Origin of the sequence: Caldimonas thermodepolymerans, assembly GCF_015476235.1 — a bacterium.
GTDB lineage: Bacteria > Pseudomonadota > Gammaproteobacteria > Burkholderiales > Burkholderiaceae_C > Caldimonas > Caldimonas thermodepolymerans.
Genome location: NZ_CP064338.1, coordinates 2,420,076 through 2,432,790, shown reverse-complemented (window position 1 = coordinate 2,432,790; position 12,715 = coordinate 2,420,076). Strand labels below are relative to the sequence as shown.

The following is a 12,715-nucleotide window of genomic DNA, read 5'->3' as shown; positions in this document are numbered from 1 at the left end:
CTCAGTCCTCGAAGCTGAAGCGTCGCGCCACCAGCACCAGGGCCTGTTCGAGCAGCAGGCCGACGATGCCGATCACGAAGATCGCGATCAGGATGTGGTGCACGTTGAGGTTGTTCCACTCGTCCCACACCCAGAAGCCGATGCCGATGCCGCCGGTCAGCATCTCGGCGGCGACGATCACGAGCCAGGCCGTGCCCACCGACAGGCGCACCCCGGTCAGCATGTAGGGCAGCACCGCGGGGAACAGGATGCGCGTGATGACCTTCCATTCGCTGAGGTTCAGCACCCTGGCGACGTTGAGGTAGTCCTGCGGCACGCGCTGCACGCCCACCGCGGTGTTGATGATCATCGGCCAGATCGAGCAGATGAAGATGGTCCAGATGGCCGCCGGGTTGGCGGACTGGAACACCAGCAGGCCGATCGGCAGCCAGGCCAGCGGCGAGACCGGCCGCAGCAGGCTGATCAGAGGCGTGAGCATGCGGTTGAGCACCGCGAAGCGCCCGATCATGAAGCCCAGCGGAATCCCCGCCAGCGCCGCGAGGCCGAAGCCCAGCGCCACGCGCTGCAGGGAGTTCAGTACGTTCCAGCCGATGCCCTGGTCGTTCGGGCCGTTGCGATAGAACGGATCGCTGAACACCTCGACGGCGGAATCGAAGGTCGCGGCCGGCGTCGGAAAGCTGCTGCTGCCGGCGGTGGCCACGGCCCAGATCGCGACCAGCAGCGCGATGCCGAACAGCGGCGGCAGCACCTTCAGCGCCAGCCCGCGCCAGTCCGGCATCGCGGCCGGACGGGGCGGGGCAGCGACGGCCGCCGCAGGGGCGGCGGTCGCCGCGGCCGGGGTGGCGGCAGGGGCCTGGGCGCGGTGCTCCGCGACCGACGGATGGAAGACGGCGCTCACCATGGTGGGTCCTTTCAGTGGGGCAACGGGATCAGCCGACCTTGACCTTGAAGCCGTCGGCGTACTTCGCGGGGTCCTTGCCGTCCCAGACCACGCCGTCGATCAGCTTGCTGCTGCGCATCACCTGCGTCGGGACGCTGACCTTGGCGGCTGCGGCGGCCTCCTTGTAGAGGTCGATCTGGTTGACCTGCCTGGCCACGGCCAGGTAGTCCGGGTGCTCCTTGATCAGGCCCCAGCGCTTGTGCTGCGTGAGGAACCACATGCCGTCGCTCAGGTAAGGGAAGTTGACCGCCCCGTCGTTGAAGAACTTCATGTGGTTGGGATCGTCCCAGGTCTTGCCCAGGCCGTTCTGGTAGCGGCCCAGGATGCGCTGGTTGATCGCATCGACGCTGGTGTTGATGTAGGACTTGGCCGCCACCGTCTCGGCCATCTTCAGCTTGTTCTGCAGGCCGGCGTCGATCCACTTGCTCGCCTCGAGCACCGCGGCGATGACGGCGCGGCAGGTGTTGGGGTACTTCCTGACGAAGTCCGCCGTCGTGCCGAGCGTCTTCTCGGGATGGTCCTTCCACACTTCCTGCGACGTCACGGCGGTGATGCCGATGCCGTCCATGATGGCGCGGTGGTTCCACGGCTCGCCCACGCAGAAGCCGTCCATGTTGCCCACGCGCATGTTGGCGACCATCTGCGGCGGCGGCACGGTGATGACCTTGGCGTCCTTGAACGGGTTGATCCCTGCCGAGGCCAACCAGTAGTACAGCCACATCGCGTGCGTGCCGGTGGGGAAGGTCTGCGCGAAGGTGTAGTCGCGCCGGTCGGCGGCCATCACCTTGGCCAGCGAGGCACCGTCGACCGCACCCTTGTCGGCCAGCTTCTTCGACAGCGTGATGGCCTGGCCGTTGTTGTTCAGGCTCATCAGCACCGCCATGTCCTTCTTCGGCCCGCTGACGCCGAGGTGCACGCCGTAGATCAGGCCGTACAGCACGTGCGCCATGTCCAGCTCGCCGTTGACCAGCTTGTCGCGCACGCCGGCCCAGGAGGTCTCCTTGGTCGGCACGATCTTCACGCCGTACTTCCTGTCAAAGCCCAGCACCGAGGCCATCACCACCGAGGCGCAGTCGGTCAGCGGGATGAAGCCGATGCGCACTTCTTCCTTCTCGGGCTTGTCCGAGCCCTGGGCCCAGACGGCGCTTTGCAGGCCCGGGACCATGCCGCCGGCGCCGGCGGCCGCGGCAGCGGTGGCTTTCAGCACGGTGCGCCGGCTCAGCGCGGCTTTCAGCGAGGAGTTGTCGTTCATCTCGACCCTTGTGTTCATCGCAAAAAACAGAAAAGGCGTCCACACGCGGACCGCTCGCAAGGGCGGTACGGTGAGGACGCCTTCGTCCCGGCGCAGATGCAGCGATCGGTGCGGCACCTGCAGTTCCTGCGGGAATCGCCATTGATACCCGCGCTGACTCTTGCAACCCCTGTGCCAGCGCCAACGGGGCGCCGGTGCCGTTTTCGGCCCGCAATCGGTGCGCTGCGGCACCATGCGGGTGCGGCATTCAGCCGATCACGTCGGCGACGTCGATCAGCCGCTGGGCCACCTCGGCGATGCGCAGGCCCTTGTCCATCGCGGCCTTGCGCAGCCGTTCGTAGGCCTGCTGCTCGTCGCAGCCGTAGCGCTTCATCAGGATGCCCTTGGCGCGCTCGACGAGCTTGCGGTCCTGCAGCTGGGTGCGCGTCTTGGCCAGTTCGCGGCGCAGTGCTTCCTCGTGCTGGAAACGCGCCAGCGCGACGTCGAGCACCGGCTTGATGCGCTCGGGCGCGAGGCCCGCCACGACGTAGACCGTCACGCCCGCGGCGATCGCGTCCTTGACATGCGAGGTGTCGTCGTCGTCGGTGAACAGCACGATGGGGCGCCGCGCGTCGCGGGTGGCCACCACCACGTGTTCCAGCGTGTCGCGCGCCTGGCTTTCGGCGTCGACGATGATCATGTCCGGCTGGATCTGCGCCAGGCGGTCGGGCAGGAAGACGTCGGCCGGCAGCACCGCGACGACGTCGTAGCCGCCTTGCAGCAGGCCGATGCGCAGGCTGCGCGAGCGCTCGGCCTCCCATCCGGCTTCGACATCCGACGGGTCCGGATTGAGGGTCTCGGGCGCGACGATGACGATGCGCAAAGATGATGCAGGAGTCGGGGCCATGCCGGTGGGGGCAGCAACATCCAGGCCAGCGCGGCCAACGAAAACGCCGGCCTCGAGGGCCGGCGTCGTGCAGGGGGCAGGAGCGCGGTCAGGCCTGGCGGCGCGGGCCGGTGCCGCCCAGCGTGCGGCGGATCCAGTCCATCACCAGCAGGGTGCGCGGCGTCTGGGCGTGCTCGCGCTCGACCAGCACGCCGCTGGCCTGCAGGTAGGCGAGGAAACGTCGGACCGCGTCGCGGCCCAGCCCGCTGACACGCAGCAGCTGGCCGAGGGGAACAAAGCCTTGCGACATCTGGTGCAGCATCCGCTGGTAGGCGGTGCGCTGGTAGCTTGCCGGCAGCTCGGGCCAGCCAGAGAGCTTGTATTCCTTCATGGCTCCAACGACTCCGGGTGTTCGTGCACCTCGTGTAGTTATTCCATTCATGGGGACCCGCAGCCTACCGGGGGGCGGATCGCCTGCAAAGGGGAAACGGGCGTACTTTGGTACAAACCCTGGATTCGAGATGTGACAAAACGCTAGCTGCTGTCACATTAGGATGCAAATTCGCCCGGACTCTGAGCTGGCGCAGGAGAACGCGGTGCGGGTCCGCAGATCGCACCGGCGACCGTGCGTCCCGTCCGGGCACAGGGCGGGCGATACACTGCCGGGATGTTCGTCCTCGGTATCGAATCCTCCTGCGATGAAACCGGCGTTGCGCTCGTCAAGACGCAGGAGGCCGGCGTGCCGCGCCTGCTGGCACACGCGCTGCACAGCCAGATCGACATGCACCAGGCCTACGGCGGCGTGGTGCCGGAGCTCGCCTCGCGCGACCACATCCGCCGCGTGCTGCCGCTGACGCGCCAGGTGCTGGAACAGGCCGGCCATGCGCTGGCCGACATCGACGTCATCGCCTACACCCGAGGGCCGGGGCTGGGCGGGGCGCTGCTGGTCGGCGCCGGCGCGGCCTGTGCGCTGGCCGCCGCGCTGGGCAAGCCGGTGCTGGGCGTGCACCACCTGGAAGGGCACCTGCTGTCGCCCTTCCTGTCGGCCGATCCGCCCGAGTTCCCGTTCGTCGCGCTGCTGGTCTCGGGCGGCCACACCCAGCTGATGCGGGTCGACGGCGTGGCCGCGTACGAGCTGCTGGGCGAGACGGTCGACGACGCGGCCGGCGAGGCCTTCGACAAGTCGGCCAAGCTGCTCGGCCTGGGCTACCCGGGCGGCCCGCAGCTGTCGCGCCTGGCCGAGTTCGGCGACCCGACCGCATTCGACCTGCCGCGGCCGCTGCTGCACAGCGGCAACCTCGACTTCTCCTTCGCCGGGTTGAAGACCGCGGTGCTGACCCAGGTGCGCAAGCTCGGCACCAACGTCTGCGAGCAGGACCGCGCCAACCTGGCGGCAGCCACCCAGGCGGCCATCGTCGAGGTGCTGGTGAAGAAGTCGCTGGCGGCACTGAAGCAGACCGGGCTCAGGCGGCTGGTGGTCGCCGGCGGCGTCGGCGCCAACCGGCTGCTGCGCGAGCAGCTCGACCGTGCCTGCACACGCCGCGGCGTGCGCGTGCACTACCCGGAACTGGCGCTGTGCACCGACAACGGCGCGATGATCGCGCTGGCGGCCGCGATGCGGCTGCAGGCCGGCTGCAGCCAGGCGGTGCACGATTACGCCTTCGACGTGAAGCCGCGCTGGGACCTGGCCAGCGTGTCGGCCGCCGCCTCGGCCTGACCCCGTGATCGCGCGCATCGACCGGCCGGGCCGCTGGCGCAGGGGCATGGCGCGCCCCAGGCGCGACCCGGTCCTGGCCTGGCGCGTTGCCTCATCCAACATGACACCCTCCATGAGCTTCGTTCGTCACCTGTTCGTCCTGTGCGTCGGTCTGCTGCTGGCCTGCGCGGCCGGTGCGCAGCAACCCATTCGCCTCGCCCTGATCGAGGGGCTGTCGGGCAGCTTCGCCAACGCCGGCGAGGCAGTGCACCGCAACCTGGTGTGGGCCGCCGAGCGCGTCAACGCCCGCGGCGGCGTGAACCTGCCTGGCGGGCGCCGGCCGCTGGAGATCGTGCGTTTCGACAGCAAGGGCACGACCGAGGAGGCGCTGGCGATGTTCAAGTCGGCGATGGACCAGGGCATCGGTTTCGTGCTGCAGGGCAACAGCTCGGCCGTCGCTGCCGCGCTGATCGATGCGCTCAACAAGCACAACCAGCGCTCGCCGCAGCGCCGCGCGCTGTTCCTGAACTACTCGGCGGTGGAGCCGAGCCTGACCAACGAGCGCTGCAGCTTCTGGCACTTCCGCTTCGACGCCCATGCCGACATGCGCCTGGCCGCGCTGATGGACGTGCTGGCCGCCGACCGGACGGTCAGCAAGGTCTACCTGATCGGGCAGGACTACAGCTTCGGCCAGCATGTGGTGCGCAAGGCGCGCGAGATGCTGGCGCAGCGGCGCCCGGACCTGCAGGTGGTCGGCGAGGAACTGCACCCGATCGGCCGCATCAAGGACTTCCTGCCGTACGTGGCCAAGATCAAGGCCGCCGGCGCGCAGGCGGTGGTCACGGGCAACTGGGGCAACGACCTGACGCTGATGATCAAGGCCGCGCGCGAGGCCGGGCTGGACGCGAAGTTCTACACCTTTTACGGCAACGCGCTGGGCGCGCCGGCGGCGATCGGCGAGGCCGGGGTGGGGCGGGTGCTGGCGGTGGCCGAATGGCACCCGAACGTCGGCACGCCGGCCTCGGACGCGTTCTACGCGGCGTTCCGCCAGCGTTTCCCACGGCCCGAGGACGACTACGTCCACGCCCGCATGCAGGCGATGATCGAGATGCTGGTCGCGGCCATCGAGCGCGCCGGCAGCACCGACGCGGTCGCGGTGGCGCGGGCGCTGGAAGGCGCGCGCTTCGACGGCGGCACGCTCGGCGGCCTGCACGAAGGGGTGATGCGCGCGGCGGACCACCAGTTCATCCAGCCGCTGTACGTCAGCGAGATGCGGCGCGCGGGCGAGGCCGGCACCCGCTTCGACAACGAGGGTTCGGGCTTCGGCTTCCGCACGGTGCGCCACGTCCCGGCGGCGCAGACCGAGCTGCCCCACGCCTGCCGGATGGAGCGGCCCTGAACGGGCGGGCTGGAACTCCCGTATAATCAACCAGTTTTGCCGCCCGGAAAGGGCTGGAACGGCGTTTCCCGTGCGGCAAGACAAGGCACGGCGCGGGTCGGTTTCACCTGCGACCGCAAGTGGCAACGAGACCGTCTCCCGCATGCGGAACGATTCCCGCGGGGCGGTTTCACTTCCCAGGAAATCCGAAAGATGTCCATCGCTGATATCAACACCGCCGAAATCATCAAGGCGAACGCGCGCGGCCCGGCCGACACCGGTTCGCCCGAAGTGCAGGTGGCCCTGCTGACTGCCCGCATCAACGAGCTGACCCCGCACTTCCAGCAGCACAAGAAGGACCACCACGGTCGTCGCGGCCTGCTGCGCATGGTCAACCGTCGCAAGCGCCTGCTGGCCTACCTGAAGAACAAGGACGCCGACCGCTACACCGCGCTGATCCAGAAGCTGGGTCTGCGCAAGTAAGCCAAGTTGGCAACCGCTCCCGCAAGCCTCGCCCAGGGCGTGGCAGGGTTCCCGCAAGGGGTTGCGGCACTGCGGTGCCGGGCCCCGATGGGGCAGGTCACAGTCCTTTGCGGGATGGCAGGAGCGGCGTCGTGAGAAGAGGAGCCTGTCTGGACCAGCCAGTACAGGCTCTTCGTCCATTTTGGAGTCGAGGCGACTGAATGGGGTTGCTGTGTCATTCCAACAAGGCTTGCATGCGAGCCCTGCTGGAATGGCACTCCGCTCCAGCGTTTTGACTCCGGCAACCGGTGCGCCGCCTCAGTGCGCGCCCCAGACTGGAGACAACCCATGAGCATGTTCAACAAAGTCACCAAGACCTTCCAGTGGGGCCCCCACAAGGTCATCATGGAAACCGGCGAGATCGCCCGCCAGGCCACCGGCGCGGTGCTGGTCAACATCGAGGACACCGTCGTGCTGGCCACGGTGGTGGCCGCCAAGAACCCGAAGCCGGGCCAGGACTTCTTCCCGCTGACGGTCGACTACATCGAGAAGACCTACGCGGCCGGCAAGATCCCGGGCAGCTTCTTCAAGCGTGAAGGCCGCCCGAGCGAGCACGAGACGCTGACCTCGCGCCTGATCGACCGCCCGATCCGCCCGCTGTTCCCGGACGGCTTCTTCAACGAGGTGCAGGTGGTCGTCCACGTGCTGTCGCTGAACCCCGAGGTCGAAGCGGACATCGCCGCGATGATCGCCTCGAGCGCGGCGCTGGCCGTCTCGGGCATCCCGTTCAACGGCCCGATCGGTGCGGCGCGCGTCGGCTACATCAACGGCGAGTACGTGCTGAACCCGGGCAAGAGCCAGCTGGCGCAGTCGCGCCTGGACCTGGTGGTTGCCGGCACCGAAGCGGCCGTGCTGATGGTCGAGTCCGAGGCCGACCAGCTGCCCGAGGACGTGATGCTGGGCGCCGTGGTGTTCGGCCACGAGCAGGGCAAGGTCGCGATCGCCGCCATCAACGAGCTGGTGCGCGAGGCCGGCAAGCCGGAATGGGACTGGCAGCCCCCGCCCAAGGACGAGGCCTTCATCGCCAAGGTCAACGCGCTGGCCGAGGACAAGCTGCGCGCGGCCTACCAGATCCGCTCCAAGCAGTCGCGCACCCAGGCGCTGCGCCAGGCCTACGCGGAGGTCAAGGAAGCCCTGGCCGCCGAGGGCGTGGAGTTCGACGAGGTCAAGGTCGACGGCCTGCTGTTCGACATCGAGGCGCGCATCGTGCGCAGCCAGATCCTGGCGGGCGAGCCGCGCATCGACGGCCGCGACACCCGCACCGTGCGCCCGATCGAGATCCGCACCGGCGTGCTGCCGCGCACCCACGGTTCGGCGCTGTTCACCCGCGGCGAGACCCAGGCCCTGGTCGTCGCGACGCTGGGCACCGAGCGTGACGCGCAGATCATCGACGCGCTGTCGGGCGAGTTCACCGACCGCTTCATGCTGCACTACAACATGCCGCCGTTCGCCACCGGCGAAACCGGCCGCGTCGGCAGCCCGAAGCGCCGCGAGATCGGCCACGGTCGCTTGGCCAAGCGCGCGCTGATCCCGGTGCTGCCGCCCAAGGACGAGTTCGCCTACGCGATCCGCGTGGTGTCGGAGATCACCGAATCCAACGGTTCGTCGTCGATGGCCTCCGTCTGCGGCGGCTGCCTGGCGCTGATGGACGCCGGCGTGCCGCTGAAGGCGCACGTGGCCGGCATCGCGATGGGCCTGATCAAGGAAGGCAACCGCTTCGCGGTGCTGACCGACATCCTGGGTGACGAGGACCACCTGGGCGACATGGACTTCAAGGTGGCCGGCACCACCGCCGGCGTGACCGCCCTGCAGATGGACATCAAGATCCAGGGCATCACCAAGGAGATCATGCAGGTCGCGCTGGCACAGGCCAAGGAAGCGCGCATGCACATCCTGGGCAAGATGCAGGAAGCGATGGGCGGCGCCAAGGCCGAGATCTCGCAGTTCGCGCCGCGCCTGTACACGATGAAGATCAATCCGGAGAAGATCCGCGACGTGATCGGCAAGGGTGGCGCGACGATCCGCGCGCTGACCGAGGAAACCGGCACGACGATCGACATCGCCGAAGACGGCACCATCACCATCGCCTCCACCGATGCCGACCGGGCCGAGCTGGCCAGGAAGCGCATCGAGGAGATCACCGCCGAGGTCGAGGTGGGCAAGGTCTACGAAGGCCCGGTCACCAAGATCCTGGAGTTCGGTGCGCTGGTGAACCTGCTGCCCGGCAAGGACGGCCTGCTGCACATCAGCCAGATCGCCCACGAGCGCGTGGCCAAGGTCACCGACTACCTGCAGGAAGGGCAGGTCGTGCGCGTCAAGGTGCTCGAGACCGACGAGAAGGGCCGCGTCAAGCTGTCGATGAAGGCGCTGCAGGACCGCAACGGCAACGGCGGGGCGGCGTCGGCCGACCAGCAGGCGCAGCAGCAACAGCAGCAACAGCAGTGATCCGCACGGGCCGGCGCCCCGCGTGCAGCGGGGGCCGGCCCGTCTGCATCCGACCTCACATCCATCCGCCATGCACGCGATCGAAATCACCCAGTATGGCCCGCCCGAGGTGCTGCGTCCGTGCGAGCGGCCCGACCCGGTGCCCGGCGCCGGAGAGGTGCTGATCCGGGTGCGCGCTTCGGGGGTGAACCGCCCCGACGTGCTGCAGCGCAAGGGGCTGTACCCGGTGCCGCCCGGGGCCTCGGACCTGCCCGGGCTGGAAGTGGCCGGCGAGATCGTCGGCGGCGATGCCGCCGCGATGGCCGACGCCGGCTTCAAGGCGGGCGACCGGGTCTGCGCCCTGGTCCAGGGCGGCGGTTATGCCGAGCTGTGCGTCGCGCCGGTGGCCCAGTGCCTGCCGGTGCCGGACGGCTGGAGCGATACCGAGGCCGCCGGCCTGCCGGAGACCTTCTTCACCGTCTGGTCGAACGTGTTCGACCGCGGGCGGCTGGCCGCCGGCGAGACCCTGCTGGTGCAGGGCGGCAGCAGCGGCATCGGCGTGACCGCGATCCAGCTGGGCAAGGCGTTCGGCGCGACCGTGCTGGCCACGGCGGGCAGCGACGAGAAGTGTGCGGCCTGCGTACGGCTCGGCGCGGACCACGCCATCAACTACCGCACCCAGGACTTCGCCGCCGAGGCCAAGCGGCTGACGGGCGGGCGCGGCGTGGACGTGATCCTGGACATGGTGTGCGGCAGCTACGTGCCGCGCGAGCTGGACTGCCTGGCCGAGGACGGCCGGCTGGTGATCATCGCGCAGCTGGGCGGCAGCCGGGCCGAGGTCGATTTCGGCGCGCTGATGCGGCGCCGGTTGACCATCACCGGCTCGACCCTGCGGCCGCGCCCGGTCGCCTTCAAGGCGGCGATCGCGCGCCAGCTGCGGGAGAAGGTCTGGCCGCTGCTGGCCGAGCGGCGGATCCGGCCGGTGCTGTTCCGCACCTTCGCCGCCCGCGAGGCGGCACAGGCGCACGCGCTGATGGAGACCAGCCAGCACATCGGCAAGATCGTGCTGCAGTGGTGAGCGGCTCGCTTGCTCTTAGAATTTGCAGCTTTTTGAGCAGGAACGGAGACTTACGAGATGCGTCGCAAACTGGTCGTCGGCAACTGGAAGATGCATGGCAGCCTGGCGACCAACGCCGAACTGCTGGCCGGCATCCGGGCGGCGGAGCCCTTCGTTTGCGAGGCCGCCGTGTGCGTGCCTTTCCCCTATCTCTCCACCTGCCTGCTGGCCTTGCAGGGCAGCCACATCGGGCTGGGCGCGCAGGACTGCTCGGCGCATGAGCAGGGCGCCTACACCGGCGAGGTGTCGGCCGCGATGCTGGCCGACGTCGGGTGCCGCTACGTGATCGTGGGCCACTCCGAGCGCCGCGCCTACCATGGCGAGAGCGACCAGCTGGTGGCCGACAAGGCGAAGATGGTGATCGGCAAGGGGCTGGTGCCCATCGTCTGCGTCGGCGAGACGCTGGCCGAGCGTGAAGCCGGCCAGACCGAGGCGGTGGTCAAGCGCCAGCTGTCGGCGGTGATCCACACCCTGGGCCAGTGCATCCCGCAGGCCGTGGTGGCCTACGAGCCGGTCTGGGCCATTGGCACCGGCAAGACGGCCACGCCCGAGCAGGCACAGGAGGTGCACGCCGTGCTGCGCAAGCAGCTGGCCGCGGCGACCGAGCATGCCGGCGCGATGCGCATCCTGTACGGCGGCAGCGTCAAGCCCGACAACGCGGCGGCGCTGTTCGCGCAACCCGACATCGACGGAGGCCTGATCGGCGGGGCCTCCCTGAAGGCGGCGGACTTCGTCGCCATCTGCCGCGCGGCCCTGTAAGGCGCGCCGCACCGATACCCTGGAGAACTTCTATGCAGTTGATGACCACCTTGATCCTCGTCGTGCAGTTGCTGGCGGCGCTGGTCATGATCGGGCTCGTGCTGATCCAGCACGGCAAGGGCGCGGACATGGGGGCCTCGTTCGGCAGCGGCGCCTCCGGCAGCCTGTTCGGCGCCACCGGCAGTGCCAACTTCCTGTCGCGCACCACCGCGGTGTGCGCCACCATCTTCTTCGCCTGCACGCTGGCGCTGGCCTACCTGTCCAACGCCCGTCCGGTCGAGGCGGATGACGGCAGCGTGCTCGAGCGCGCCGCGCCGGTCACCGCCCCGTCCTCCGGGCAGCCGGCCGGCGGTGCCGACCAGATCCCGGGCCTCGAGCCCGCGCCGGCCCCGGCGCCCGAGGCGTCCGGCGCCGCGCAGATCCCGGCGCAGTGATTCATTCTCGAACGCTGCGCCTCCATTGAGAGGGGCACGCTTTCGGGATAGAATACAAGGCTGTCGGTTGCAACGAGGTGCTGAACAGCCACTTTGCAATCGGCGCAAAGCCCTGGGCCTGGGCAGAGGCCTTCAGCAGAGGCTGCTGGCTGGGCCAACCGGGACACGCAAGTGATCTTCGGCCGACGTGGTGAAATTGGTAGACACGCTATCTTGAGGGGGTAGTGGCGAAAGCTGTGCGAGTTCGAGTCTCGCCGTCGGCACCAAGAATTCAATCGATGCGGTGGTCATCCGGTGCCGCATCGGGCGCCCTGAGAGTGTGGTCTGTAGGGGCAACCGCAGAGGAAAGTGGGCGTGCTGATCACAGCGCGCCTTATTTTTGCCTCTGGTGAGTTGAGCCGGATCTCTGAAATCTTTCGCGCAGCCAACCTCGAGCAGCGAGCCACGCGTACAAGAGCCATGATGAGCCTCGACCAGTACCTCCCCGTCATCCTCTTCATCCTGGTCGGCGTCGCAGTCGGCATCGCTCCCCAGGCGCTGGGCTACCTGCTGGGCCCCCGCAAGCCCGACCCCGAGAAGAACTCCCCCTACGAATGCGGCTTCGAGGCCTTTGAAGACGCGCGCATGAAGTTCGACGTGCGCTATTACCTCGTGGCCATCCTGTTCATCCTGTTCGATCTCGAAATCGCCTTCCTCTTCCCATGGGCGATCGCCTTGCGGGAGATCGGTCCGGTCGGCTTCTGGGCCATGATGATTTTCCTGGGCATCCTGGTCGTGGGCTTCGTCTACGAGTGGAAGAAGGGTGCCCTGGACTGGGAATGATCCGAGGAGTTCCGCTATGAGTATCGAAGGCGTCCTCAAGGAAGGCTTCATCACCACCACGGCCGACAAGCTGATCAACTGGTCGAAGACCGGCTCGCTGTGGCCGATGACCTTCGGCCTGGCCTGCTGCGCCGTGGAGATGATGCACGCCGGCGCGGCCCGCTACGACATCGACCGCTTCGGCATGCTGTTCCGGCCGAGCCCGCGCCAGTCCGACCTGATGATCGTGGCCGGCACGCTGTGCAACAAGATGGCGCCGGCGCTGCGCAAGGTGTACGACCAGATGCCCGAGCCGCGCTGGGTGCTGTCGATGGGCTCGTGCGCCAACGGCGGCGGCTACTACCACTACAGCTACTCGGTGGTGCGCGGCTGCGACCGCATCGTGCCGGTCGACGTCTACGTCCCCGGCTGCCCGCCGACCGCCGAGGCCCTGCTGTACGGCATCCTGCAGCTGCAGAGCAAGATCCGGCGCGAGAACACCATCGCCCGCTGACGCATGGCCCGCC

The 12,715-nt window shown here is 68.6% G+C and carries 13 protein-coding genes and 1 tRNA gene; 10 read left to right on the top strand and 4 right to left on the bottom strand.

The annotated features are described in order from the left end of the window. Position 1: 1 nt before the first annotated feature. From ntrB to IS481_RS11375, 4 genes are all read right to left on the bottom strand, one after another. On the bottom strand, positions 2 to 901 hold the full coding sequence (gene ntrB / locus IS481_RS11390; RefSeq protein WP_104358642.1) for a nitrate ABC transporter permease: 900 nt from the start codon (positions 899 to 901) through the stop codon (positions 2 to 4). Positions 902 to 929: 28 nt separating this feature from the next. Next, positions 930 to 2,192: a CmpA/NrtA family ABC transporter substrate-binding protein gene (locus IS481_RS11385; protein ID WP_104358641.1), complete on the bottom strand. Its 1,263-nt coding sequence runs from the start codon at positions 2,190 to 2,192 to the stop codon at positions 930 to 932. 247 nt (positions 2,193 to 2,439) lie between these two features. Next, entirely contained in the window at positions 2,440 to 3,078 is a 639-nt protein-coding gene (locus IS481_RS11380; RefSeq protein WP_104358640.1) for an ANTAR domain-containing response regulator, read from the bottom strand. A gap of 88 nt (positions 3,079 to 3,166) precedes the next feature. Beyond that, positions 3,167 to 3,448 (bottom strand): hypothetical protein, encoded by a 282-nt coding sequence (locus tag IS481_RS11375; protein ID WP_104358639.1) that lies wholly within the window; start codon positions 3,446 to 3,448, stop codon positions 3,167 to 3,169. 276 nt (positions 3,449 to 3,724) lie between these two features. Here IS481_RS11375 and tsaD point away from each other — a divergent pair, with 276 nt between their 5' ends. The 10 genes from tsaD to IS481_RS11325 all read left to right on the top strand — a co-directional run bounded on the left by tsaD (position 3,725) and on the right by IS481_RS11325 (position 12,702). Continuing rightward, positions 3,725 to 4,774 (top strand): tRNA (adenosine(37)-N6)-threonylcarbamoyltransferase complex transferase subunit TsaD, encoded by a 1,050-nt coding sequence (gene tsaD / locus IS481_RS11370; protein ID WP_104358638.1) that lies wholly within the window; start codon positions 3,725 to 3,727, stop codon positions 4,772 to 4,774. Between the two features lie 112 nt (positions 4,775 to 4,886). Next, a complete protein-coding gene (locus tag IS481_RS11365) occupies positions 4,887 to 6,152 on the top strand; it encodes a branched-chain amino acid ABC transporter substrate-binding protein (protein WP_104358637.1) in 1,266 nt (421 codons plus the stop codon). Positions 6,153 to 6,344: 192 nt separating this feature from the next. Then, positions 6,345 to 6,614 carry a 30S ribosomal protein S15 gene (gene rpsO / locus IS481_RS11360; RefSeq protein WP_104358636.1) on the top strand — a complete coding sequence of 90 codons (270 nt, stop codon included), beginning with the start codon at positions 6,345 to 6,347 and terminating at the stop codon, positions 6,612 to 6,614. Between the two features lie 327 nt (positions 6,615 to 6,941). After that, positions 6,942 to 9,098: a polyribonucleotide nucleotidyltransferase gene (pnp, locus tag IS481_RS11355; protein ID WP_104358635.1), complete on the top strand. Its 2,157-nt coding sequence runs from the start codon at positions 6,942 to 6,944 to the stop codon at positions 9,096 to 9,098. A gap of 70 nt (positions 9,099 to 9,168) precedes the next feature. Further along, complete coding sequence (locus IS481_RS11350) at positions 9,169 to 10,155, top strand: NAD(P)H-quinone oxidoreductase (RefSeq protein ID WP_104358634.1); 987 nt, start codon at positions 9,169 to 9,171, stop codon at positions 10,153 to 10,155. Between the two features lie 57 nt (positions 10,156 to 10,212). Further along, positions 10,213 to 10,953, top strand: a complete 741-nt coding sequence (gene tpiA / locus IS481_RS11345; RefSeq protein WP_104358633.1) for a triose-phosphate isomerase — start codon at positions 10,213 to 10,215, stop codon at positions 10,951 to 10,953. A 32-nt stretch (positions 10,954 to 10,985) separates the two neighbouring features. After that, on the top strand, positions 10,986 to 11,387 hold the full coding sequence (gene secG / locus IS481_RS11340; RefSeq protein WP_104358632.1) for a preprotein translocase subunit SecG: 402 nt from the start codon (positions 10,986 to 10,988) through the stop codon (positions 11,385 to 11,387). Positions 11,388 to 11,568: 181 nt separating this feature from the next. Beyond that, a tRNA-Leu gene (locus tag IS481_RS11335) sits at positions 11,569 to 11,653 on the top strand. A 196-nt stretch (positions 11,654 to 11,849) separates the two neighbouring features. Then, a complete protein-coding gene (locus IS481_RS11330) occupies positions 11,850 to 12,209 on the top strand; it encodes an NADH-quinone oxidoreductase subunit A (protein WP_104358631.1) in 360 nt (119 codons plus the stop codon). Between the two features lie 16 nt (positions 12,210 to 12,225). Continuing rightward, positions 12,226 to 12,702, top strand: coding sequence for a NuoB/complex I 20 kDa subunit family protein (locus IS481_RS11325; protein WP_104358630.1), 477 nt, complete (start codon positions 12,226 to 12,228; stop codon positions 12,700 to 12,702). Positions 12,703 to 12,715: the final 13 nt, after the last annotated feature.

Coding starts and splice junctions, on each gene's coding strand:
- ntrB (WP_104358642.1), bottom strand. CDS start 901: ATGGTGAGCGCCGTCTTCCATCCGTCGGTCGCGGAGCACCGCGCCCAG.
- IS481_RS11385 (WP_104358641.1), bottom strand. CDS start 2,192: ATGAACGACAACTCCTCGCTGAAAGCCGCGCTGAGCCGGCGCACCGTG.
- IS481_RS11380 (WP_104358640.1), bottom strand. CDS start 3,078: ATGGCCCCGACTCCTGCATCATCTTTGCGCATCGTCATCGTCGCGCCC.
- IS481_RS11375 (WP_104358639.1), bottom strand. CDS start 3,448: ATGAAGGAATACAAGCTCTCTGGCTGGCCCGAGCTGCCGGCAAGCTAC.
- tsaD (WP_104358638.1), top strand. CDS start 3,725: ATGTTCGTCCTCGGTATCGAATCCTCCTGCGATGAAACCGGCGTTGCG.
- IS481_RS11365 (WP_104358637.1), top strand. CDS start 4,887: ATGAGCTTCGTTCGTCACCTGTTCGTCCTGTGCGTCGGTCTGCTGCTG.
- rpsO (WP_104358636.1), top strand. CDS start 6,345: ATGTCCATCGCTGATATCAACACCGCCGAAATCATCAAGGCGAACGCG.
- pnp (WP_104358635.1), top strand. CDS start 6,942: ATGAGCATGTTCAACAAAGTCACCAAGACCTTCCAGTGGGGCCCCCAC.
- IS481_RS11350 (WP_104358634.1), top strand. CDS start 9,169: ATGCACGCGATCGAAATCACCCAGTATGGCCCGCCCGAGGTGCTGCGT.
- tpiA (WP_104358633.1), top strand. CDS start 10,213: ATGCGTCGCAAACTGGTCGTCGGCAACTGGAAGATGCATGGCAGCCTG.
- secG (WP_104358632.1), top strand. CDS start 10,986: ATGCAGTTGATGACCACCTTGATCCTCGTCGTGCAGTTGCTGGCGGCG.
- IS481_RS11330 (WP_104358631.1), top strand. CDS start 11,850: ATGAGCCTCGACCAGTACCTCCCCGTCATCCTCTTCATCCTGGTCGGC.
- IS481_RS11325 (WP_104358630.1), top strand. CDS start 12,226: ATGAGTATCGAAGGCGTCCTCAAGGAAGGCTTCATCACCACCACGGCC.